The sequence below is a fragment of the Streptomyces sp. NPDC002680 genome, from assembly GCF_042889145.1.
In the GTDB taxonomy this organism is placed as follows: domain Bacteria; phylum Actinomycetota; class Actinomycetes; order Streptomycetales; family Streptomycetaceae; genus Streptomyces; species Streptomyces adonidis.
The window spans coordinates 886,487-907,283 of the sequence record NZ_JBIAQP010000001.1 but is presented as its reverse complement, the minus strand read 5'-3'; the positions used below and the strand labels follow the sequence as shown (position 1 = coordinate 907,283).

17 protein-coding genes and 2 pseudogenes are annotated in these 20,797 nt (G+C 68.0%); 8 read left to right on the top strand and 11 right to left on the bottom strand.

What is annotated here, in order from left to right:
* Positions 1 to 158: 158 nt before the first annotated feature.
* Together ACFYXF_RS04165 and ACFYXF_RS04160 are read left to right on the top strand one after the other, a co-directional pair.
* Entirely contained in the window at positions 159 to 1,346 is a 1,188-nt protein-coding gene (locus tag ACFYXF_RS04165) for a cytochrome P450 (protein WP_389347942.1), read from the top strand.
* A gap of 49 nt (positions 1,347 to 1,395) precedes the next feature.
* Positions 1,396 to 2,377, top strand: a pseudogene (locus tag ACFYXF_RS04160) (epoxide hydrolase family protein); the annotation flags it as partial.
* Between the two features lie 70 nt (positions 2,378 to 2,447).
* Here the strand turns inward: ACFYXF_RS04160 and ACFYXF_RS04155 are convergent.
* Positions 2,448 to 2,642 carry a ferredoxin gene (locus ACFYXF_RS04155; RefSeq protein WP_389347941.1) on the bottom strand — a complete coding sequence of 65 codons (195 nt, stop codon included), beginning with the start codon at positions 2,640 to 2,642 and terminating at the stop codon, positions 2,448 to 2,450.
* 396 nt (positions 2,643 to 3,038) lie between these two features.
* Between ACFYXF_RS04155 and ACFYXF_RS04150 the strand changes: the two genes are divergently transcribed.
* Positions 3,039 to 3,305, top strand: coding sequence for a hypothetical protein (locus tag ACFYXF_RS04150; protein WP_389347940.1), 267 nt, complete (start codon positions 3,039 to 3,041; stop codon positions 3,303 to 3,305).
* Positions 3,302 to 4,564, top strand: a complete 1,263-nt coding sequence (locus ACFYXF_RS04145; protein WP_389347939.1) for a cytochrome P450 — start codon at positions 3,302 to 3,304, stop codon at positions 4,562 to 4,564. Before ACFYXF_RS04150 ends, ACFYXF_RS04145 begins: the two co-directional genes overlap by 4 nt.
* Positions 4,565 to 4,797: 233 nt before the next feature.
* Here ACFYXF_RS04145 and ACFYXF_RS04140 read toward each other — a convergent pair whose 3' ends face one another.
* The 4 genes from ACFYXF_RS04140 to ACFYXF_RS04125 form a co-directional block, all read right to left on the bottom strand.
* Positions 4,798 to 5,733 carry an EamA family transporter gene (locus ACFYXF_RS04140; protein ID WP_389347938.1) on the bottom strand — a complete coding sequence of 312 codons (936 nt, stop codon included), beginning with the start codon at positions 5,731 to 5,733 and terminating at the stop codon, positions 4,798 to 4,800.
* Positions 5,734 to 5,895: 162 nt separating this feature from the next.
* Positions 5,896 to 6,555, bottom strand: coding sequence for a GntR family transcriptional regulator (locus tag ACFYXF_RS04135; protein ID WP_389347937.1), 660 nt, complete (start codon positions 6,553 to 6,555; stop codon positions 5,896 to 5,898).
* A 30-nt stretch (positions 6,556 to 6,585) separates the two neighbouring features.
* The gene (locus ACFYXF_RS04130; RefSeq protein WP_389347935.1) at positions 6,586 to 7,512 is read right to left on the bottom strand and encodes an LLM class flavin-dependent oxidoreductase; all 927 of its coding nucleotides are present in this window, start codon (positions 7,510 to 7,512) and stop codon (positions 6,586 to 6,588) included.
* A gap of 280 nt (positions 7,513 to 7,792) precedes the next feature.
* Positions 7,793 to 8,422: a TetR/AcrR family transcriptional regulator gene (locus ACFYXF_RS04125; RefSeq protein ID WP_389347933.1), complete on the bottom strand. Its 630-nt coding sequence runs from the start codon at positions 8,420 to 8,422 to the stop codon at positions 7,793 to 7,795.
* Between the two features lie 121 nt (positions 8,423 to 8,543).
* On the opposite strand from ACFYXF_RS04125, the gene ACFYXF_RS04120 reads away from it, so the two are divergent.
* Positions 8,544 to 9,746 carry an NAD(P)/FAD-dependent oxidoreductase gene (locus ACFYXF_RS04120; protein WP_389347931.1) on the top strand — a complete coding sequence of 401 codons (1,203 nt, stop codon included), beginning with the start codon at positions 8,544 to 8,546 and terminating at the stop codon, positions 9,744 to 9,746.
* Positions 9,747 to 9,768: 22 nt separating this feature from the next.
* Positions 9,769 to 11,373, top strand: a complete 1,605-nt coding sequence (locus ACFYXF_RS04115) for a CocE/NonD family hydrolase (protein WP_389347929.1) — start codon at positions 9,769 to 9,771, stop codon at positions 11,371 to 11,373.
* Between the two features lie 61 nt (positions 11,374 to 11,434).
* Here ACFYXF_RS04115 and ACFYXF_RS04110 read toward each other — a convergent pair.
* Positions 11,435 to 11,790, bottom strand: a pseudogene (locus ACFYXF_RS04110) (transposase family protein); the annotation flags it as partial.
* A gap of 924 nt (positions 11,791 to 12,714) precedes the next feature.
* Here ACFYXF_RS04110 and ACFYXF_RS04105 point away from each other — a divergent pair.
* The gene (locus ACFYXF_RS04105) at positions 12,715 to 12,936 is read left to right on the top strand and encodes a hypothetical protein (RefSeq protein ID WP_389347927.1); all 222 of its coding nucleotides are present in this window, start codon (positions 12,715 to 12,717) and stop codon (positions 12,934 to 12,936) included.
* Positions 12,937 to 13,227: 291 nt separating this feature from the next.
* Complete coding sequence (locus ACFYXF_RS04100) at positions 13,228 to 14,118, top strand: DUF5655 domain-containing protein (protein WP_389347925.1); 891 nt, start codon at positions 13,228 to 13,230, stop codon at positions 14,116 to 14,118.
* 305 nt (positions 14,119 to 14,423) lie between these two features.
* Here the strand turns inward: ACFYXF_RS04100 and ACFYXF_RS04095 are convergent, their stop codons facing one another.
* The 5 genes from ACFYXF_RS04095 to ACFYXF_RS04075 form a co-directional block, all read right to left on the bottom strand.
* Positions 14,424 to 15,029, bottom strand: coding sequence for a hypothetical protein (locus ACFYXF_RS04095; RefSeq protein ID WP_389347923.1), 606 nt, complete (start codon positions 15,027 to 15,029; stop codon positions 14,424 to 14,426).
* A gap of 236 nt (positions 15,030 to 15,265) precedes the next feature.
* Positions 15,266 to 16,819 carry an AAA family ATPase gene (locus tag ACFYXF_RS04090; protein WP_389347921.1) on the bottom strand — a complete coding sequence of 518 codons (1,554 nt, stop codon included), beginning with the start codon at positions 16,817 to 16,819 and terminating at the stop codon, positions 15,266 to 15,268.
* Positions 16,820 to 16,977: 158 nt separating this feature from the next.
* Positions 16,978 to 18,351, bottom strand: a complete 1,374-nt coding sequence (locus tag ACFYXF_RS04085) for a DUF317 domain-containing protein (protein WP_389347919.1) — start codon at positions 18,349 to 18,351, stop codon at positions 16,978 to 16,980.
* Positions 18,352 to 18,408: 57 nt separating this feature from the next.
* On the bottom strand, positions 18,409 to 19,524 hold the full coding sequence (locus ACFYXF_RS04080) for a DnaB-like helicase N-terminal domain-containing protein (protein ID WP_389347917.1): 1,116 nt from the start codon (positions 19,522 to 19,524) through the stop codon (positions 18,409 to 18,411).
* Positions 19,524 to 20,795, bottom strand: coding sequence for a DNA cytosine methyltransferase (locus ACFYXF_RS04075; protein ID WP_389348460.1), 1,272 nt, complete (start codon positions 20,793 to 20,795; stop codon positions 19,524 to 19,526). Before ACFYXF_RS04075 ends, ACFYXF_RS04080 begins: the two co-directional genes overlap by 1 nt.
* Between the last annotated feature and the right edge of the window lie 2 nt (positions 20,796 to 20,797).

Genomic DNA, 20,797 nt, shown 5'->3' with positions numbered 1-20,797 from the left:
GACCGCCGGGAGGACGAGGCGGGTGGGGTGGCTGATTCTCGCGGCACGACGGGGTGCTTGACGCGATGCAGGTGGACGAATTTCCTCCGTTTCGCCTACGGTCGAAAGCCAAGCGGACGAAATTCATCCGAATATGCCGAGCGCACTCGGAGGCCCCCATGCCCGCCACCCCCACCCCCGCTGCCCCCCTGTCCCTCGTCCGGACGTGTCCCTACGCGCCCGTGGAGGAGCACGTCCGGCTGCGTGAGGAGGAACCTGCCGCCCGCGTCACACTGCCGAGCGGCATGCAGGCCTGGGTACTGACCAGGCACGACGACATCCGGAAGATGCTGGTCGACCCTCGCTTCAACCACAACCGGAACCATCCCGGCATCCCGAGGACGGAAGCCGGCCGACTCGGTTCGCTGCCCCGCATCCCGCTCCTCACCGTGGACCCGCCGGTACACGCCCGCGAACGGCGGGAGGTCACGGGTGAGTTCACCGTGAAACGGGCCGCCGCGCTGGAATCGCGCATCCAGCAGATCGTCGACGAACACATCGACGCGATGCTCGCTGGCCCGCGCCCCGCCGACCTGGTGCAAGCACTCGCTCTACCCGTCCCGTCTCTGGTGATCTGCGAGATGCTCGGCGTGCCCTACGCCGACCACGCCTTCTTTCAGTCCCGCTCCGCCGCGATGCTCCGCTGGTCCACGCCGCAGGAGGAGCGGGCCGCGGTCATGCTTGAGCTGATGGCGTACATGCACGAGCTGACCGCGCGCAAGGAGCGGGAGCCCGGCGACGACCTCATGAGCAGGATGGTGGCGAAGACCGGGGACCTGGAGGGAATGGCCGGTCTCGGATTCCTGCTGCTGATCGCGGGCCACGAGACGACCTCCAACGTGATCTCCCTTGGCGCGATGACGCTGCTGGAGCGTCCCGAGACCCTCGCGGTGATCCGTGAGGACCCGACGAAGACGCCCGGCGCGGTCGAGGAACTGCTGCGGTACTACACCGTCGCGGAGTACGCGATCGTGCGGGTCGCGGAGGAGGACGTCGAAATCGCCGGCGTGACCATCCGCGCGGGCGAGGGCGTCCTCGCGCTGTCGAACACCGCGAACCGCGACCCGGCCGCTTTCGAGGCCCCGGACGAGTTCGACATCGCCCGTGGCGCCCGCCATCACCTGGGCTTCGGGTACGGCGCCCACCAGTGCCTCGGTCAGAACCTGGCCCGGCTCGAACTGCGCATCGTGTTCGACACGCTGTTCCGCAGGGTGCCGGGCCTGCGCCTCGCCAAGCCCGTCGAGGACCTGCCGTTCAAGTCCGACGGGCAGGTCTACGGCCTCTACGAGTTGCCGGTGGCCTGGTAGCGGCCGGTCGTGCTGGTGGCCGCGCACTGACGGGAGCCGGGATCCGATCATGACGTCCGTACCCGCCGACGCGATCCGGCCGTTCCATATCGACATCCCGCAGGGCGAACTGGACGATCTCCAGGCTCGCCTCGACGGCCGGACGACCTGCCGGGCGTGGGAAGGTCGTACGGCGGTCCCCGGGGGTATCTGCGTGAACTCGCGCGGTACTGGTGGCACGAGTAGGGCTGGCTTGTCACCGAGGCCGACTGAACGCGTGGCCGCAATTCACGGCCACGATCGACGGGGCCGCCGTGCACTTCGCCCGCGTCCGCTCCCCGGAACCGGGCACCACCCCGCTGGCCATCACCCATGGATGGCCCGGCTCGATCGTCGAATTCCTCGACGTCGTCGGTCTGTTGACCGATCCTGCCGCGGTGGCGATCCGACGGACGCGTTGCACGTCGTCCTGGGCATTCCGGGGTACGGGCTGTCCGGGGCCGTACTGGAAGTGGGCTGGGGACCGGGCCGGGTCATGCGCGGGCCCGGCCTGGTGGAGAGACTTGGCTATGAGTGCCTGTGCACAGGGCGGCGACTGGGGCGTGGTCATCACCCGCGAGTTGGGCCGTGCCCACCCGGGTCGCGTGCTCGGAGTCCACCTCAACCTGCCGCCGGGCGCCGCTGGGTGGAGTGGGCGAGCGAGGGCGCCGGGTACGCGGTGCTGCAGGCCTCTCGTCCCCTCACCGCCGACGTACACGCTCACGGACTCGCCCGTCGGCCAACTCGCCTGGTTCGTGGGGAAGTTCCGGGAGTCGACGGCCTGCGAGGAACTGTCTGGGGAGGCCGTGGACCGCGACCGGTTGCTCACCAACGTCAGCCTGTACTGGCTGACCGGGGCCGCCGGTTCGTCCGCCCGCATGTACTACGAACACCACCATGTCCCGGACACCGCTGCGGCACAAGGCGGAGCGGACGGAGAACTCGTACGGTGGACGGAGTTCGACCGGGGCGGCCAACTCCCCGCGATGGAGGAGCCGGTTCTTCTGGTCGACTCGGAAGTCCGTCAACCCGCCTTCGTGGTAGGGAAGTTGACTCGGCTGTCTGCGGGGGTGGGGGCTTGCGTCACTCCGTCAGCCGGATCGCGGCGGCCGGGCAGACCGCCGCCGCGTCCCGGACGCCGTCGAGCAGTTCGTCACCGGGGTTCTCGACGAGCACGACGGCGATGCCGTCCTCTTCCCGCTGGTCGAACACCTCGGGGGCGGCGACGACGCACTGTCCTGCGGCGACGCACCTCGGCTCGTCGAATTCCACACGCATGACGGTCTCCTGTGTTCGGTGGTGCAGTTGGGATGGGGCGCGGGCGGTCACCAGGCCATTGCCGATGCGCCTGTCGGCCGGCTCGCTGTGTCTTGCAACGACGCGAGTTCTCTGCGTGGGTGGCGGTCACGTCCGGCGCGCCGAGCCCTGTGGTGCTCCGAACTGCTGACTCTCTCGCCGGCTGATGAACCGCGGGGGCGAGATCAGTCTAACTTCTAAAGTTTTTCAGTGATAGATTTTAGAGGGGTTGATGGGCGGCTCGTCCCGCAACGTCCAGGACAGGCCGGGCCGGCTGACTGTCCGACCAGGACGGGAGGGCGTCGGCGCGGGCATCTACGCCCCGTCCGTCACCATGCCGGCGAGTTCTGGGACCGGGACGAGATCAGGAAGGGCCGCATGGTCGTCCACGCGAGCGGGTCGTTCCCTGAGTCCCATGTCAACGGGCGCGAGACCTTCCTCGCCGCCGTGAACTGGGTGGACGACTGGCCTGTGGCCGTCGAGGAGCAAGTCGCCGGAGGATTCACCGGCCGGGTGATCGGCGTGGAAACCCTCGGCGCGGACGCCCCGCTCACCCGCTTCGAGCACCAGCCGCAGCCCGTCCCCGACACCGGTCCGCGGTTCGGGCTGACTGCAATCCCCCCACCTGAAAGGAAAGTGACTTGACGCGACTCAAGGACAGTCACCAGGCTCCTCGGCCGTACCACGAACTCGACATCTCCAGCCCGGCGTTCTGGGGCCGGACTTTCGACGAGCGCGAGACGACCTTCGCGCGGCTGCGCGCGGAAGGCGGACTCACCTGGCACGAACCCATGGGGGCCTACCCGGGTGGCGAGTCCGGTTTCTGGGCGGTGACCCGCCACGAGGACATCGTCGCCGTCAGTCGCAACCACGATGTCTTCTCCTCGGCCGAGGGCGTCAGCGTTCCCCCGATGCCCAAGGAGGCCGCACGGGAGACCTCGTTCTTCCTGGTCATGGACCCGCCCGAGCACATGTCCTTCCGGCGGCTGATCGCCGCGGCCTTCACTCCCAAGCAGGTCGCCCGTATCCAGGCGCAGATCGAGACCGACGCGCGGGACATCGTCGGCGGACTGGTCGGGGCGGGGGAGATCGACTTCGTCTCGTCGTGCTCGGCCGTGCTGCCCATGCGGACCGTCTCCGACATGATCGGGATCGCGCCGGGGGACAGGGAGGCGGTCACACACGCCGCCGAGGTGTTGTTCGCGGGCCCGAGCGAGGAGGACCTGGCAGCCGGTGTCGACGGGTTGGCTCTGGTGCGGCGTCAGGTGGACGTGCTGCGTGAGGCGGCGGTCGAGATCGCCCGGGACCGGCGGCGCCGGCCCAAGGACGACCTGATGACGAACATCGTCCAGGCCGAGGTGGACGGCCGGAGGCTCACGGACGAGGAGATCGGGGCCTTCATGGTCCTGCTGTCCACCGCAGGCAACGACACCACCAAGCAGACCGCCTCGCACACCGTCCTGGCCCTGGCCAGGAACCCCGAGCAGAAGGAGTGGCTGCTGGCCGACTGGCCCGCGCGCATCGGTACGGCGGTCGAGGAGTTCGTCCGCTTCGCCTCTCCGGTCATGAACTTCGCCCGCGTCGCCAAGGTCGACGCCGAGATCCGCGGTACCACCATCCGGGCCGGCGAGAAGGTGGGTCTCTTCTACTGCTCGGGCAACCGCGACGAGACGGTCTTCGACCGGCCCGACACGTTCGACCTCTCCCGGTCGCCGAACCCACACGTCGGTTTCGGCGGCGGTGGTGTCCACTTCTGCCTCGGCCACACGGTCGCCAAGACACAACTGCGCGCTCTTTTCCGGGAACTGCTCACCCACGTGGCCGACATGGAGGTGGGTGAACCCGAATGGCTCCCCCACACGTTCGTCCACGGCATCAAGAGACTGCCGGTGCACGTGCGCTGAACACCGGCGCAACCTCTACTCAGAGACCGTTCCGCTCCCCACCGCTCGGTGGCCAGGGCGGACAACGCGGTTGAGGAACCGGGTGGTGGCGGCTGTCCACCCGGTTTCCGCCCTAAGTGGCCGCCACTGGACCTCGGCCAGGTTCTGGTTGAAGGGAACAGGGTGATCGTCCGACGGCAGTTTGGTCATTCATGGATCCTGCCCGGTGCGCGAACCGGCCCGACGCGGTTCGGTCACCGACCCAGCTCGCACGGCGCCGTCTCGCTGGGCTGTGTTCGCCGGGGGTGGATCGCGGCGCCTCGCAGGCGTTGTGCCGTGCGTATGTCGCGTACTGACAGCAGCGACTGGACCGCCAGAAGGAGCAGAGCCAGGGACAGCAGGGAGTAGACGACGATGTCCGGGCCCGTGATCCGTTCGCCGAGAGTCAGGGCGACGAAGAAGAGGAGTACGGGTTCCGCGTAGCTGAGGAGTCCGAAGGCCGGCATGGACAGGAGTCGCGCGGCTGCGAGGAAGGCATACATACCGGCCGTTCCCGCGAGCGCCATCGCGCTGATCGCGAGGACGCCCTGAGTGGTGGAGGGCCCGGGACCGGATGCGATCGCGATCAGTGCGGCGGGGCTCAGAACGGTGCACTCCGCCGCGAAGACGGCCGCGTTGTCGAGACGGAAGTACTTTCGTACGGCGAGATAGGCGGGATAGCCGAGACAGATGGTGAGGGTGACCCAGCTGATGGCGTGGGTCGCGGTGATTCTCAGAGCGACGGCGGTGGCGGCGACGCCGACGGCGATCCACTGCACGCGGGTGACGCTGTCGTGGAACACGAAGCGTCCGGTGAGGACGAGTGAGATGGGCAGAAGCAGGTAGCCGAGGGAGACGTCGAGGGCGTACCCGTGTACGGGTGCCCAGGTGAACAGCCAGAGCTGCGCTCCGATGCCGGCGCTCAGGGCCAGGAGGACGAGCGGCATCCACCAGGTGGCGGTCACGGCGGTCCAGAGCTGTTTGACGAGTTGCCGCGTGGGGCGCAGGGAGAGCAGCGCGATGCCCGATCCCGATGTGAGCAGCACCCGCCAGGCGGTGGCCACTTCCGGTGAGGTGCCGACCTGGTCGGTCAGGTAGAAGACCAGTCCGAACAGGCACGAGGCGGACAGGGAGACGGCGACTCCCCGCATCAGGCGCGCTCCTCGCGGGGGCACACCGCGTTTTCAAGACTTGACATTGTCGGATTGCTCGGCCTTCGCTCGGGGCTGCAACGGTGGTGTGCAGCACGGGTTGTGCCGGTGGCGCGTGCGGATGCGCCGCAGGTGCGGTGTCGGGCGCTGCCGGGCCGGGGATCAGCGATCGTCGCGGCGGCGGCTCTCGATGAAGGCGGCCAGTTGCTGCCCCGAGTGCTCGATGTGGTGACGCAGGAGGGCGCACGCCTCCTTCTCGGCGCCTCGGGCGACGGCATCGAAGATGGGGCCGTGCTCGTCCGCGACCGCGGTGACCGTGGCGTACAAGGGCTTCTGCCGCACCATGGCGAGTCGTGTCTCGGCCTGAAGTGAGGCGTAGGTGCGTGCCAGGCGAGGGCTGGCCGCGGCGTGGACCAGCGCGTGGTGGAAGGCGAAGTCGCGGTTGATCACCTCGGTCCATGACGCGTCCCGCGGGATCGCCTGGAGGTGTCGACAGGCCTCGCGGACTGCGTCGAGGGAAAGCTTGCGGCTCACGATCACGTGCACCGCTTCGAGTTCCAGAGCGACGCGGGCGCGGAAGATGTCGAGGACGTCCTCGGGCTCGACGGACGCGACGAACACGCCGCGTCGCGGTTCTCTGCGCAACAGCCCTTCGCTCTCAAGGGCCTGCAGGGCGATGCGCAGGGTGTGCCGTGCGACCGCGTACTGGTCGGCCAGCGACTTCTCCACGAGGTGCTCGTCCGGATCGAAGTCCCCGTTCAGGATTCTCGACCGCAGTGCATCGGTGAGCGCGTCGAGCGCGGACACCGTGTTCAGAGACATTGCTCAGCAATTGACAAGTTGGTCATAAAGTCAGCTTACCGGGTGAGGGGGCGAGGAGCTCCCCGCAGCGACTCCGATCCGCCGCAGATCTGGTAGCTCGGCGGCGATGGCGTCCAGCAGCGCTTCGTCCCCGCGGAAGGGCTGGTCCTTGCGCGGCCAGGCGATGGTGACGTCGGTGAAACCCAGCTCGGTGGCCCGGCCGAGCCGGTCGCGCAGGTGGTCGACCGAGGACAGCGAGGCCGTGCCGGACTCCATGTTCAGCATCCGTACGTACGGCCAGGCGCCCTCCAGCGTCTCGTCCATCCGGCAGGCCGTGCGGGCCACATCCCTCCACCACGCGGCCTCCTCCAACCCGCGGTCCCTGGTCCCCATCGTCACCCAGCCGTCGCCGGGCCGGCGGGCGCCGGCCGCGGCGACCCGCATGCCACGCGGACCGTCGGCGGCGACGAGGAACGGGGGGCGGGGCCGCTGCACGGGGCCGGGGATCATGCGCGCGTCCACCGCGGAATACCAGTCCCCGGACCAGTTCGTCACCGGCTGGGAGAGCAGCCGGTCGAGCAGACCACGGAACTCGACGAACCGCGCGTGGCGCCGCGCGGGTGACAGCTCCTCGCCGCCGAGCACGGCCGAGTCGTACCCCGGGGCACCCGCACCGAGCGCGACGCTGATCCGTCCGCGCGACATCACGTCCAGAGTCATCAGGTCCTTGGCCAGCGGAACCGGGTGCCGGAAGTTCGGCGTGGTGACCAGCGTGCCCAGGCGGATCCGGCTGGTGGTGAGCGCCGCCCCGACCAGCGTGGGCAGAGTCGCGTGCCACGGCCCGTCGGCCAAGGTCCGCCAGGCCAGGTGGTCGTAGGTCCACGCGTGATCGAACCCGTAGCAGTCGGCGCGTTCCCAGCGCTTTCGGTCGGTGTCCCAGTCCCGCTCGGGAAGGATGATGACGCCAATACGGATCATCGAGTCCTCAGCTCCTTGTCGGGAGCTACTGGTCGGGGTGAACACCGGCCCCGGACGGTCGGCGGCCGCACCTGCTCCCGTATCAGCAACGTAGGGGCGGGCGGTCGCACCGGGGTAGCTCCGGCTGTAGGACGTTCCGGTTTCTTCTTCGACAGATGCTGAGAGAGGGGATTCCCGCTTCTTACCCGCACTCTTCAGCTGGGCGACGCCCCTTTGGCTCCGATCGAGGGGGCCCTGCCGGGCTCCGCCGCCGGATGGGCGAGAGCCTGGGCCCGCGGGGTCAGATCGGGAAATTGTCCACTCGGCGAGACACCATGGACTCGGTGACCGGGGGCAGTTGGCTCGCGGCTGTAGGGGACAGGGCGTCCAGGAGGAGCGCGAGGTAGCGTCGCCAGCCGTCGCTGTTCGGGGGCATGGTCCGTAGCACGCCGAAGAGCATGACCATCAGCCTGGGCATGTCCTCGGGGACCACGTCGTCGCGGATGAGCCCCGCCTGCTGGCCGCGGCGGACCAACTCGGCGAGTACGTCGTGGAATTCGGCGGCGACGTCCGTCGTGAGTGAGTCGGACATCCGCGCGGCGGCCAGGGTGTTGTGCTCGCGAGCTCCGAGGGTGAGCGCCTCTTCGATCAACGCTCTCAGGCCACGCAGGGGGTCGTCGTCCTCCAACGCTCGTGCCTGGGCGGGGGACAGGTCCTCGGCGAGGAATTGCTCTAGCGCCGCCCGGGCGAGCAGACCCTTGTCGGGGAACCGGCGGTAGAGCGTCGAGATGCCCACTCCCGCCTGCCGGGCGATCTCCTCGAGTGGGGCGTCGGGCCCCTGTTCCGCCCAGACCTTGCGCGCGGCGCGCTGGATTCGCTCGGCGTTGCGCGCCGCGTCGGCACGCAGGTGTCGGGAGGCGTCCGTCGTCATCACTCCAGTCTATAACTGGGAGCTTACTTCCAGTTATGGTTCACTGGGCCAACCGGTAGTGAACTTCCAGTTCTGGGAGGCGAGTCGAGTGACAGCAACAGTCGACAGAGGAGGCCGGGCGATGAACCGTGTGGTGGTCGTCGGCGCGTCGGCGGGCGGGCTGGCCACGGCGGAGGCCCTGCGCAGAGGGAAGTACGAGGGTGAGATCACGCTCATCGGGGATGAGCCGCAGTTCCCCTACGATCGTCCGCCGCTGTCGAAGCAGTTGTTGTGCGGGCAGTGGGAGCCGGACCGGCTCTACCTGCGCTCCGGTACGGACCTTGAGGCGTTGGGTCTGGACTGGCGCCTGGGATTGCCCGCGACCGGACTCGACACGGAGCGGCGTGCGGTGATCCTGGCCGACGGTTCCGAGGTCCCGTACGACGGTCTGGTGGTGGCGACCGGTGTGCGTCCCCGGCGTCTGCCGGGTGGTGAGGCGCTGGTCGGGCTGCATGTGCTGCGGACGTTGCCGGATGCGTTGGCGTTGAAGGCGGCGCTGCGTCCGGGTGGGCGGCTGGTGATCGTCGGGGCCGGGTTCGTGGGCGCGGAGGTGGCTGCTACGGCTCGGGGCCTGGGGGCGGAGGTGACGTTGCTGGAGTCGGCGGCGGTGCCGCTGGCGTCGGCCGTCGGTGAGGAGGTGGGTCGGTTTCTCACTCGTCTGCATCGTGATCAGGGTGTCGAGGTGCGCACGCGGGTTGCGGTGGCCGAGGTTCTCGGGGAAGCCGGCCGGGTCTGCGGGGTGCGTCTTACGGATGCGACCGTGATTCCGGCGGACGATGTGCTGGTCGCCATCGGCTCGGTCCCCAACACCGAGTGGCTGGCCGGCAGCGGGCTTACCGTGGACAACGGGTTGGTGTGCGACGAGCACTGTGCCGCCGCACCCGGTGTGTACGGGGTCGGGGATGTGGCCCGCTGGCACAATCCGCTCTTCGGCACGGTGATGCGTGTCGAGCACCGTACGCACGCGGCTGAGCAGGGTATGGCGGTGGCGCGCAATCTGCTTCAGCCGGACGTGAGCCGTCCTTTCGCGCCGGTGCCGTACTTCTGGTCCGACCAGTACGGGATCAAGTTCCAGGCCCACGGAAACCTGCGGGACCACGACGAGGCATTTGTGGTGGACAGCGACTACGAGGGACACAAGCTCCTGGTCGCCTACCGCAAGGGCGAGAGGCTGACCGGCGTGGTGGCCGCGGGCGCCTCGCCCAAGACCCTGCGCGCCTGGCGCTCCCTCATCGCCGCCCGCAGCGCCTGGACGGACGCCCTTGCCGAAGCGCCGGCCGCGTGACGAGCGGCAGGGGAGGAGAGCGATGAAAGCGGTGAGCCACCTCGCCCAGCGGATCCTGAAGCTGGATCCCCCCATCACCAGGGACGTGACCGTCCAACGTGACGTGCCCGTCCCGATGCCCGACGGCACCGTGCTGCTGGCCGACCGTTGGGCACCACGGTCCGGCGGCGACGGTCTGCCGGTCGTCCTGGTGCGCTCCCCGTACGGACGGCGGGGTCCCATCGGCGTGCAACTGGGCCGGATGCCCGCGGAGCGTGGCTTTCAGGTGCTGATCCAGAGCGTGCGGGGCACTCATGGCTCTGGCGGCGTGTACGACCCCATGCGTCAGGAACGCGACGACGGGCTGGCGACGCTGAAGTGGTTGGTCGAGCAGCCGTGGTGCGGGGAGTCCGTGGTGCTGGCAGGGGCCAGCTATCTCGGTTATGTGCAGTGGGCCATGGCCGACGGACTGCCGTCGCAGGTCAAGGCGTTGATACCGAACATGACCGAGTCCGCGCTGACCCTTGAGTTCCTCCGGCCCGACGGCCTCTCCCTGGAGACGCCGTTCACCTGGGGCGTGAACAACGCCGTCGCCGAGCCGGCCGGCATCCTGCGGGGGCTGGCCCAGATACGCCGCAAGCAACGGGCGCTGAACACCCTGCCGTTGGGGCGGGCGGACGTCGCCGCGACCGGGCAGCGCGTGGAGTACATCCAGGACATCCTCGACCATGACGCCGACTCGCCGCGCTGGAGCGGGTTCGACCACCGGCACCGGGTACCCGAGACGTCCGTCCCGGTGAGCTCGATCGGCGGCTGGTTCGACATCTTCCTGCCCGGCCAGATCCGCGACTTCCAGGTTCTGCGGGCGGCTGGACGCGAGGCGAGGCTGACGATCGGGCCGTGGACTCACGCCAATCTCGACAACACACCGACGCGCGAACTGCTCACCTTCGGGCTGGCCCTGGCCCATGGCCGGCGGCCACCCGAGCGGCCCCCGGTGCGTCTGTACGTGATGGGCGAGGAGGCCTGGGCGGACTTCCCGTCCTGGCCGCCGCCCGGCTACCGGCCCACCCGATTCCACCTCCAGCCCGACGGCGGTCTGTCCACCGACCCGCCCGCCGACTCTCCGCCCGACGGGTACCGCTACGACCCGGCGGATCCCACCCCTGCCCTGGGCGGTGTCCGTGCCTCCGGGGGCGGAAGAAAGGACAACGCCAAGCTGGAGGCCCGGTCCGACGTGCTCGCGTACACCACCCGCGTTCTCGACGAGGACATCGAGGTGGTGGGCGAGGTGAGCGCCGAGATCTGGTTCCGCTCCAGCCTGCCGTACGCCGATGTGTTCGTGCGGCTGTGCGACGTGGACGAACGGGGCCGTTCGGTCAACGTCTGCGACGGGCTGGTCTCACTCTCCGGCGCGGACGAGTTGACGTGCGCGACCGTCCGGCTGTGGCCGACCGCCTATCGGTTCCGGCGCGGACACCGCATCAGGGTGCAGGTCTCCAGCGGTGCCTTTCCGCGCTACGCCCGCAACCCGGGCACCGGAGAACCGATCGCCGCCGCCGTCGAACTCCGCACCGCCCAGCAGGAGGTGCATCACGGACTTGACTGTCCCTCCGCCATCGTCCTGCCCGTGCTCCAGGTGCCGTGACCCGGCCTCACCGGCCGAGCATCCGCAAGGACGCGGTCCACGACTCCTCGGGGTCCAGGGCGTGCGCGGCACGCTGACCAGTGGATGGCTGCTCCCAGCGGCCCAGGTAAGGCACCCGCACATGGCCACCCGCACCCTGGTCGCCCTTGTTCGCCCAGCAGCGCAGGCCGACTGTGGCCAGAGCGTTGATGATGCTGCGGGTACGCGCTGCCTTGATGTCGTGCACCGGCCCGGGCAGCGCGGGCGACGCCCAACGCGGATTCCCGACCGGATCGGTGAGGACCTGCACGTTCATCCCGCGCTTCCTGTGCTTGCCTGAGCAGTACGGGCGGTCGGCGGCGACTCTGTCGATGGGCAACGGCATTCCGCCGAGGAGTCGAGGATCAGATACGCCTTGCGCCCTGCGGAACGCATGGCGGCGGAGACGTCCGCGGCCATGGCTAACGGCATTGATGTGATTCCTTGTTGGCCTCGCTGATGGGCGGGGCTCCTGGGGGCGGCGGGCGAAGGCCGGCCGAGCGGACTGGCCTCCACCCGGGCTCTCGACGGTCTCCGATGAGGGAGCGGACAGTCGGCACCTGCACGAAGGCGGCGAACTGCTGACCTGGCCGGGTTGGGTCCTGCGCCAGGGCGAGGATCTCGGGAGGCGGGTCAGGCAGGTTGCTTCGGCTGGGACGAACTCACCGGTGTACAGCAGCGGATTGTGCGAGCCAGTCCTTAGGATCGAGTCCGCGACCGAGGAGGAGAAGCCGAAGCCGCGCCGTACGCAGGCCGACAAATGGGTGATGAACTTCGCCGCCGCCAAACAGTTCTGGCGAACGCGGTGTCGCCTTCGAGTGCCGAAGCACCACATGTCGAGCGGATCAGCGGCGACAGCAGTGGGAGCGACGAGGAGCGGGAGCTCCGTCGAGGGGCATGGATCGGCAATCAGGGGAGCGGCTGTCCGCGACCGGCATGTGCGGGGCGTAGAAGTCGTGCGTCACACGTCCCTGTGATTCCCCCAGAACTGAGATGCAGGGGCCCGGACCCCAATGGTCCGGGCCTTCGCCGTGTCCCGCGAGGCCGCGACGCAAGCACCGAAGATCGGCTGTGGTGCTGCTTGCTCGCCAACGATACAGAGGAAGGCACCAGCTGATGACCAGTCACCAGACGCCCGGAGGAACGGACGCACCGGTTACGGCTACGCTGAACTCGCCACCCTGGGCTTGGGCTGAGACCCGGCAGGGACGCTCTCACGCAGAGAGCCACAGCAGGACCGCCGACCGCGCGGCGCACACCCCCGCGGATGACACCACGCAGGTGTCCGCGATCCTCGATCCCTCTGCTCAAGGGAGCAGCATCATGACACGGGACAGAGTTCCTGCCCCCGTCCAGCCGACCGATCCCACTCTCGTTCCACAGCAGTCCGCCATCGGTGCCGGCGTTCCCGCCGCGATACTCCAGGGTGCCGTACAGGGTGCCGCGCGCTCCGTCACGGCACGCATGGCGGACAAGTTCCTGTCCAACTCGCCCGACTGTCTGAAGGCGCTGTGGGACATGCTCCCACGCCCCTGGGACCACTAGCTCGCCGTGCTGGTCAGGGGTCGCCCCCTGACCAGCACCCTGGTGCGTGCCCTTGTCTCAGAATCTCTGTCTACGCGTTCAGACGGCGCCTTTTGTCCTGGCCTGCCTAGTCTGGTCTGCGGTTTCCTACGTCCCTGACGTGGGTTCCAGCCATCCGTGGGAATTTTGGTGCAGCAGTGTGATCCAGCGGTCGGACGCAGAAACTCGCACCATCTTCACGTGCTCGAAGGTGATTGTGGAAACAATCGCACCCTTCCCGGTGTTCTCGATCTCCGAGCCGAGGAGGGAAAGGTGTTGGGCCTGAAGCTGTTCCATATGATGAATGACGATGTGACGGAGGTCGCGCCGCGTCTTGCTGAGGCCGAGGCGGATGTGCAGAACCTCATCGAGGCGCACATGGTGACGATGCTGGGGGTACGGTTCCTGGCGAGTGAGTACAGTACCGGTCCCGTCCACGGAGGTCGGATCGATTCGCTCGGCATCGACGAGAACGGCGCTCCTGTGATCGTCGAGTACAAGCGCGGTACCGACGCCGGCGTCATCAACCAGGGACTGTTCTATCTGTCCTGGCTGATGGATCACCGTGCCGAGTTCGGGCAGTTGGTTCGGGACCGGCTCGGGGCGACGGCCGCGGCCCAGGTGCTGTGGAGCGCGCCCAGGCTGATCTGCGTGGCTGGCGACTTCACGCGCTACGACGTGCACGCCGTGCGGGAGCACCGGCGCAGCATCGACCTGGTCCGCTACTGCTACCTCGGCACAGAGCATCTCGGTCTTGAGACGGTGGCCTCCGTCACCGCCCAGGCCTCCGTTCCCAGGGCAGCTCACCGCCGGACGCCGACGATGGCCCGGGCGCGCATCGCAGACGTTGCGATGACAGAGCTGGCTGCGGCAGTCGACGAGGTCCTGCTCGGCCTCGGGGAGGGCATCACCCGGGTGCAGCGCAAGCAGTACTGGGCCTATCAGCGGCTGCGGAACTTCGCCTGCGTCTGCCCGCCGCAGGAGACCAAGCTTCTCGTCTACCTCAAGGCTGACCCGAAACAGGTCGACCTCGTACCGGAGTTCACCCGGGACGTGACAGGGCTTGGCCACCACGGCACGGGAGACCTGGAGCTGCAGCTGCGTACGGAGCGGGACTTGGAGCGCGCCAAGGATCTACTCCGCCTCAGCTACGCCGTCGCGTAGAGCCGCGCGCGATGTACTGGTCGGGGTGCGCGGTGATGGGAGTACGCGGTTGTCGATCAGGGCTCGTGGTGGTGCCTTCGACGACGTGCCGGCCCTGGCCGGTGCCGTTCTGCGTGCCCTGTCGCGAACCAACCGGTAAATTGTCCGCTCAAGTTCCTGCTGAACATGTAGTGATGTCACGAAGAGGCGCATGGGTCTGGAATACCGAGCCAATGGATCGGTTGGGAAAGCCTGACGCAGGCGGGCTGATCCAGTGCCGGAGGGGCCAGCACCCTCTCAAGCGCCGGAAGAGGGGCTTGACCTTTTTACCCCTGCGTGTGCCATCCACCGTTGACGTACCACTCGTCGGCTGCAAGGCCCCTGTATAGCGCGCCTCCCATTGTGTTGGGATTTCCCTCATACGCCCAGCCCCGTGCTTTGCGGGAAAGCCAGGTGGATACGTCTCTGATGGGGGTGGTCTTGAGGTCGTGGTTGGTGGCGGCGATGTGGGTCGCGACCAATTGGCGGTAGCGGTAGTCGAGGTTGAAGACTCTCAGGTGGGTGCGGAGTCGTCCGGTGAGAGTGTCGTCCCAGTCGGGGTGAGGGTCGACGAAGAATTCCATGGACATTGGTTCATGTCCTTGGGTCTTCCTCACTCTGGCGCCGAGCCAGGGGTGGAGTGAGAAGTCGTCGAAGTACGGGTGGAGTGTCTGTTCCTTTGCGTCGGCCGGACGTGTTTCTCCCTTGTTGTTGTTGCAGTCGTGGCACGCGGGAACCAGATTGATTGGCACTACGCTCAGCAAGGGATATGCGCTACTGGGGAGATGGTGGTCGAGGGTTGTGACGACGCCCTCTCCGCACAGAGGGCACTTGTTGGTGGCGCCTCTGATGGCTTCGTAGATCTGCCGGCCCGGTGAGGTCTCCTTGCGCATGCGGTCTTTGTAGACTTTCTTGAGTGATGCCCGGTCCTGGTGGCCCGAAGGTTCGCTCGCAAGATAAGTGAGGGTATGCAGAGCCTGCTGCTGGGCTGCGGCCTCATATTCGTCGCTAGCGGTGGCGACAGCGTCCTCGAAGGGCTCTAGCCGGGATCTGGTTGTTGGTCGGGTGCCATTGATACACGTTGCGAAGGAGGTGCGGGCGTCAATCCCCGGTGCTTCCAGGCGTCGCATCAGCCCTGCCCCTGTGTTTCGTTGCGGATTCCGAGCAGTGCGCTGAGCACGAGCTGAGCCTCACTGCCCAGTCGGTCACGGAAATGTTCCATGACGGCGTCGTAGGAATATCCATCCGCCACAAGACGCTGCAATTCCTTTTGGAAGCCAGCTGCGGTGACTTCAAGACCGAACACCTCATGAGTCAGGATCCCGACGTTCTCTCCGTACGTCTCGATGCGAGGCTGTTCGGCGCCCATGTATCCGCCGTAGCTCCATAGCTTCCATACGCACCGGGCTGGTATCTCCTGGAGGACCACTGGCGAGTGGGTAGCGACGATGGCGAGTCCGTTGCGCTCGGTCAGCAGGGCGGAGAGGGCGCGCATAAATGCGGCCAGGAGTGGGGGATGGAGGTGATTTTCCGGCTCGTCGATGATGACCAGCGTGCGCTCGCTGACGTGCTCGATCAGCCTGGTCATGGTGAGCAGCACGATCCTGTGACCGGAGCTGAGATGACGGAAAAGTTTCCGGGCTTTCCGTTCACGGCTGCGATGACTCGGCGAGTTCTCGAAGTTCTCCAGCCAGCCATCTTCTAGCAGACTGCTGCCTGGATAGTTGAGGGTACGGAGAGTCTCAATCCACTGTCCTAAACGTTCCCGTGTCAGGCATGCCTGCATGCCTTGGGCGAAGTCGCCCCGCAGACCGTAGGGCGTCTTGAAACGCGGTGAGCGAGCGCCTTGGACTCTCAGGCCGACATAGGAGGCGATGAACATCTCGTCGCTCTCCACGAGAGGGAAGTCGTCGAACGCGCTGAAGGACACGGTCACGAGGTTGGTGAAGGAGCGACCTTCCCGGCCGAACTCGATCACCCGCCCGAGGGTTTCCGGCTGCGGGTCGCCTGCGGCGACCGCGCGCGCCAGATGAGACAGCACGAATGACTTCCCCACCCCGTTACGTCCTGTGAGGGCGTGAACGTTGCTCGGAGGATGGGAATCGGGCTCGACCTGGAACCGGAACCGGACCGGCTCTGCCCCGTGAGGAGTGGGAGGCTCGTAGGCGACGTTGAAGCTCATCTTGCGCTCACCGCCATGGGCGATCCGCCGCAACTGTCCCCGCACAGCGGCGAGTTTCACGAAACGGAGCAGAGATTTCTGGGTAACGTCGTATCTCAGCGCTGTCAGGAGGTTGGCCTCGTCGAACGAAACGTCACGGAGAGCCCGTAGTACGTCGTCGTATGTGGAGCCGACTACGTCGCGCACATTCCGGTAGTACTCGTCCGACTGGCCAACTGAGAAGAACGACGAGTCAAGTCGGCTGAAGCGTGCTGGCAGAGGAGCGACGCGTTCTCGTTCCGCGTGCATTGATGTATGACCGATCTTCACCCTACCGATTTCCGCAATGCCTGTGCCCATGCGGATACGCAGGATGTAGACCGTGCGATATCCGCCATCCAGCGATTCAATCTCGTCGCCGGTTGCCCAAGGGTCATGGAATAGAACAGCATCGACATCCTCAGGCCAGTACTCGGACTCCTCACCCTCGGGATAGACGTGGTCCAGGACCGCGAACTGCACGGTGGCATCCTCCGGTTGAGCGCCTGGGAGTTCTGATCGGACGATCCTAGGCCGAGGAACATTCGGCCCTCATCTTGGGGTGCTGCCTGTGGACGCGGTACGACTGCCTGCGGGGGGCTGCAGCCGGGTCGAGTCCGATGGCCCCATGGTTGTGCCGGTCAGCGCCGGATGCTTGTCGGCCGGGTGCGCGGCGGCGTTGTGGGGGAAGACGTGTTCGTGATCTGCTCAGTGCGCTGGAGGGTTTGCTTGGGGACGGTAGAAGCGCGGGTCCCGGTTCCGTGCGTGAGTTCTCCTGCGAGGTCAGCGATCACCGAGGCTGGGGTGGAGGGCGACGCGTGCAGCGCCCAGGTGCGCTGGTCGACATGAGGGCCGGCCCAGATCGTCCAGGTGCCGAGGGGGCTGTTCGGGTTCTGGGCAGCGAACGCGTCGAATTGGACTCCAGCGTCTTCGGACGGGTTCGTCCAGCGCATCCAGCGTCCGTCGACGGTGTGCGTCCATCCGGCGTCGGTGAGGGGCTTGGTGGCGGCGGTGACGGTTGTGTCGGTGATGGGGCGGCCGATGACGGTGTCCCAGCCGTCGCCATCGGCGAGATGGCTGAACAAGGTCTGGAGCATGGGGGCTGGGGTGGTGCCGGTCGCGGTGAGGTGCCACATGCGGTCGGAGACAGGTGTCTCGTAGGCGGCGATGGTCCAGGCGGTGTCGCGGGGGCGGGCGTCGTGCGTGAGTTCGATGCGCAGGGTGTGGGACTCGTGGATGGCATGGGTGGTTTCGTCGGACCAGGTGCGCCACTTTTCCCAATCGCTGTGTTCGGCAAGGAAGTTGTCGAGGAGGACGTCGGGGTCTGCGGGGTCGGCGGCGTACGCCGCTACCTGTTCGGTGACCGGCTCTCGTGCCACCGGTGGGGTGTCGGTCGTCTGGAGGCTGGTGCGGGCTTGGGCTGTTTGGCGTTCGGTGTCGGTCATGGGGGCATGTCCGGGGCGCAGGGTGTCGCGGTGGGCGCGTTCGAAAGCGGTGAGGGCTTCGGCGATGGAGTCGAATGCGCCGGCGACACACCGCAGGTGGTTCTCCCCGTGCAGGTAGACGCTCTTGCCGGTGTCGCGGTAGGTGCCGACGGCCACGGTGGTCCCGTCGTCGTCGGCGTGCGCGTGGATGAGCAGGCGGCCGTGGTGGATGTCGTCGTGGATCTGCTGGGCCTCGTCGGAGACCTCGCGGATCTCGCTGCGGGTGAGCCAGGACATCGGGTGATCGGCCCAGGTCCACTCCTCGTGGATGGCTTCCCGCAGTCGGGGTGTGATCTCGCTGGCGATGCCCTGGTCGGCCAGCTCCTGGGCGGTCTTGTTGGCCCAATGGGGCTCTTCGTGGTCGATCCGGGCCAAGACCATGGTGCGGTCATCGAGGGTTTCGAAGCCCCGGCCGGTCAGCAGAGCTTGCGCGGTACCCTGCGGGCTGCCGGTGAGGTGAGCGGTGACGGCAGTGGAGTGGGCGGGGTGGGTGTCGAAGCGGACGTGGACGTCGGTGGAGGTGCCGGACATGAAGGGCGCGCTCGATTCGATCCGGGCTCGGAGATGGGGCGGGCCCGGTGGTTGAGGTCAGCGGTGGATTCGTAGGGCGGTTGGAGCGGTCTGCCGTGGAGGCCCGGCTGCTCGGGGCAGCGGCGCGGGGCGGGCGGGCGCACCGGCGACGGGCGTGGTGGCGCGGCTGTAGCGGGCGCGCAGCGTGTTGAGGTCGGCCAGGGCGCGGCGGCTGCCCGTGATGAGCTGGTGGGGCGTGTTGGCGAGGTCGTCGGTGTAGGCGGTGATCCGTTCAGCGACCTGGTGGGCGCGGGCGAGGAGAGCGCGCCCCAGGATCTGCTCGCCCCAGTACTCGGGAGACCCCGCGGGGGTGGAGACCAGGGCCATCAGATCCCGTGGGGTGAGGACCTTGGTGAGTAGTCCGCGATGCTGTGCTTCGCCGAGGACGGTGACTGGGTCGACCATGTCCCCGCGGTGGACCAGCGCGGTGATGGACTGCCAGAGTGCCGCGTGCAGCGGCAGGACGAAGTCGTCCGCCGTCAGCCACCACATCTTCTGTACGTCGCGGGGGCTTGCCGCGGCCGAGGCCAGGAGCAGGCGTTCTTCGTCGAGTTCCTCCTCGCAGGCCTGTCGTACGGCCGGGATAGGGATCGCCGTACGGGGCAGAGGGCCGGCGTGCGGGGCGAACTCGCTGGCGAGGGCGTCCAGGAGGTGGCTGAAGTCGTCGGCGAGCACGAGGACCGTGGCTGCTGGATTCGGCAGGCAGGGGTCGCCTGCGGTGAGTCCGAGGCGTTCGGCGTGTCCGCGCAGGAGCCGTCGGGCGTGGTCGGCGCGGATCATCCGGGCGTACGCCGCGGCATGCTGGGAGCGGGGGCAGAACTGGATGAGGGCGTGGAGATAGGCGGCGCTCAGGCCAGGCGCGTGCGGGCGGGCGAAGTCAAGGACCTGGTTGAGCCAGGCCGTGTCCTTGGCGTGGGCGGCGGGATCGGGCGCAGGGAGCGTGCCGATCCCCGTGAACACGGCGGCATGGGTGTGGCTCTCGAAGTGGTCGGCGGTCAACTGTCCGATGTCGGCGACACGTGTGGGGTCGAGGAGGAGGGCGCCGAGCAGCGCCTGCTCGGCGTAGTGGACGGGCCTTGGCGCTGGCGCGAGGTCGAGGTCGTCGTCCTCGTCGGGTTCGGGGGTGTGGGGCATCAGGCGGCGAGGGTGAAGTCGTCGGGGTTGAAGGGCTTGCCCAGGTGCGGGGCGAGCAGGTGGGCGGCGAGACGCGGGGGGACGGCGTTGCCGATCTGGGAGAATCGTCGCCCCTTGTTGCCCTGCCACGGGTAGTCGGCGGGGAAGGTCTGCAGGAGGCCCGCCTCGCGCGCGGTGATCCTGATCGGCGGCGGTGCCTCTGCTGGCTCCGTACCGTCGGGCGGGTGTACAGGTTCGGCGACCCAGCTGCACTGGTTGACCCTGCGACCGAAGAACAGGGTGCTGGCCGGCTCGGTGAGGGAACGCACGGTGGCGTTGGTCTGGTTATTGCTGCGCAGTGACCACGACCAGCGGTCTGCCTCGGCGGTGAACCGGGGCGTCGCCACGTTGGAGAGGCGATGGTGGCGGGTGCCGTGGTGCGCGACCCGGCTGGAGCCGTCCTTCCGAGCTGCCAGGGCGGTCTCCGTATCGGTGCGGGGCGTCCAGGTACCGCGGTCGCGAGCGTCGGTGAGGGTCTTGCGGGAGCCGGAGGGGAAGGGCTCGGGGCCTCCGCCCGGGCCGCCGCCGGCACATACCGTGGGCACCGGGCCGTCGGTGCGGCCCCAGCCCAGGGCTTCGGCCATGGACACCCACCGCTCGCGGCCTGGGCCGAACAGGCTTTGCGGTTCGGCGAGTTGAGCGTGCGTGGGCGGCGGGGGTTCGGCGGTGCGTACGCGGGAGGCGAGCAGGATCGCCCGCCTACGGGTCTGGGGGACGCCGAAGTCGGCCGCGTTGAGGACCCCCGTCCACACGGAGAAGCCCCATCCCCGCAGGATGGCCGCGTACTGCCGCCACAAGGGCAGGACGTCGGGGACTTCCTCCATCACCACCCACTCGGGCTCGCCCACCAGATTGAGGGCGTGCAGGTAGCGCATGGGCTCGGCTGCGAGGAGCGAGCGGGCGTCCGCGCACGCGCCGATCAGGTGGTCGCGGGTGTCGCGTCCGGCTGAGAGGTCGGCGACGGCCTGGTGGACGAGCGGCTGGTCGACCAGACCGAGCCTCTTACCGGCCTTCGACCATGCCTGGCACGGTGGGGAGGCAATCAGCCCGAGGATCCGCCCGGAGAAGATCCACGTCGGATAGGCGGCGACGTCGGTCCTGATCGTCAACTGGCCTGCTCTGGCACGGGTCTTACAGGCCCACTCGTCCCATTCCAAACCCACATCACGCGTGCCGAGGACGGTGAGCGCGTGGCTCCAGCCGCCGGGACCGGCGAACAGGTCGAGGATGATCC

What these genes read in the sequence shown, in the direction of transcription:
- ACFYXF_RS04135 (WP_389347937.1), bottom strand. Translation starts at nt 6,555, where the DNA reads ATGTCTCTGAACACGGTGTCCGCGCTCGACGCGCTCACCGATGCACTG.
- ACFYXF_RS04165 (WP_389347942.1), top strand. Translation starts at nt 159, where the DNA reads ATGCCCGCCACCCCCACCCCCGCTGCCCCCCTGTCCCTCGTCCGGACG.
- ACFYXF_RS04140 (WP_389347938.1), bottom strand. Translation starts at nt 5,733, where the DNA reads ATGCGGGGAGTCGCCGTCTCCCTGTCCGCCTCGTGCCTGTTCGGACTG.
- ACFYXF_RS04115 (WP_389347929.1), top strand. Translation starts at nt 9,769, where the DNA reads ATGAAAGCGGTGAGCCACCTCGCCCAGCGGATCCTGAAGCTGGATCCC.
- ACFYXF_RS04105 (WP_389347927.1), top strand. Translation starts at nt 12,715, where the DNA reads ATGACACGGGACAGAGTTCCTGCCCCCGTCCAGCCGACCGATCCCACT.
- ACFYXF_RS04150 (WP_389347940.1), top strand. Translation starts at nt 3,039, where the DNA reads ATGGTCGTCCACGCGAGCGGGTCGTTCCCTGAGTCCCATGTCAACGGG.
- ACFYXF_RS04125 (WP_389347933.1), bottom strand. Translation starts at nt 8,422, where the DNA reads ATGACGACGGACGCCTCCCGACACCTGCGTGCCGACGCGGCGCGCAAC.
- ACFYXF_RS04155 (WP_389347941.1), bottom strand. Translation starts at nt 2,642, where the DNA reads ATGCGTGTGGAATTCGACGAGCCGAGGTGCGTCGCCGCAGGACAGTGC.
- ACFYXF_RS04120 (WP_389347931.1), top strand. Translation starts at nt 8,544, where the DNA reads ATGAACCGTGTGGTGGTCGTCGGCGCGTCGGCGGGCGGGCTGGCCACG.
- ACFYXF_RS04095 (WP_389347923.1), bottom strand. Translation starts at nt 15,029, where the DNA reads ATGCGCAAGGAGACCTCACCGGGCCGGCAGATCTACGAAGCCATCAGA.
- ACFYXF_RS04130 (WP_389347935.1), bottom strand. Translation starts at nt 7,512, where the DNA reads ATGATCCGTATTGGCGTCATCATCCTTCCCGAGCGGGACTGGGACACC.
- ACFYXF_RS04085 (WP_389347919.1), bottom strand. Translation starts at nt 18,351, where the DNA reads ATGTCCGGCACCTCCACCGACGTCCACGTCCGCTTCGACACCCACCCC.
- ACFYXF_RS04080 (WP_389347917.1), bottom strand. Translation starts at nt 19,524, where the DNA reads ATGCCCCACACCCCCGAACCCGACGAGGACGACGACCTCGACCTCGCG.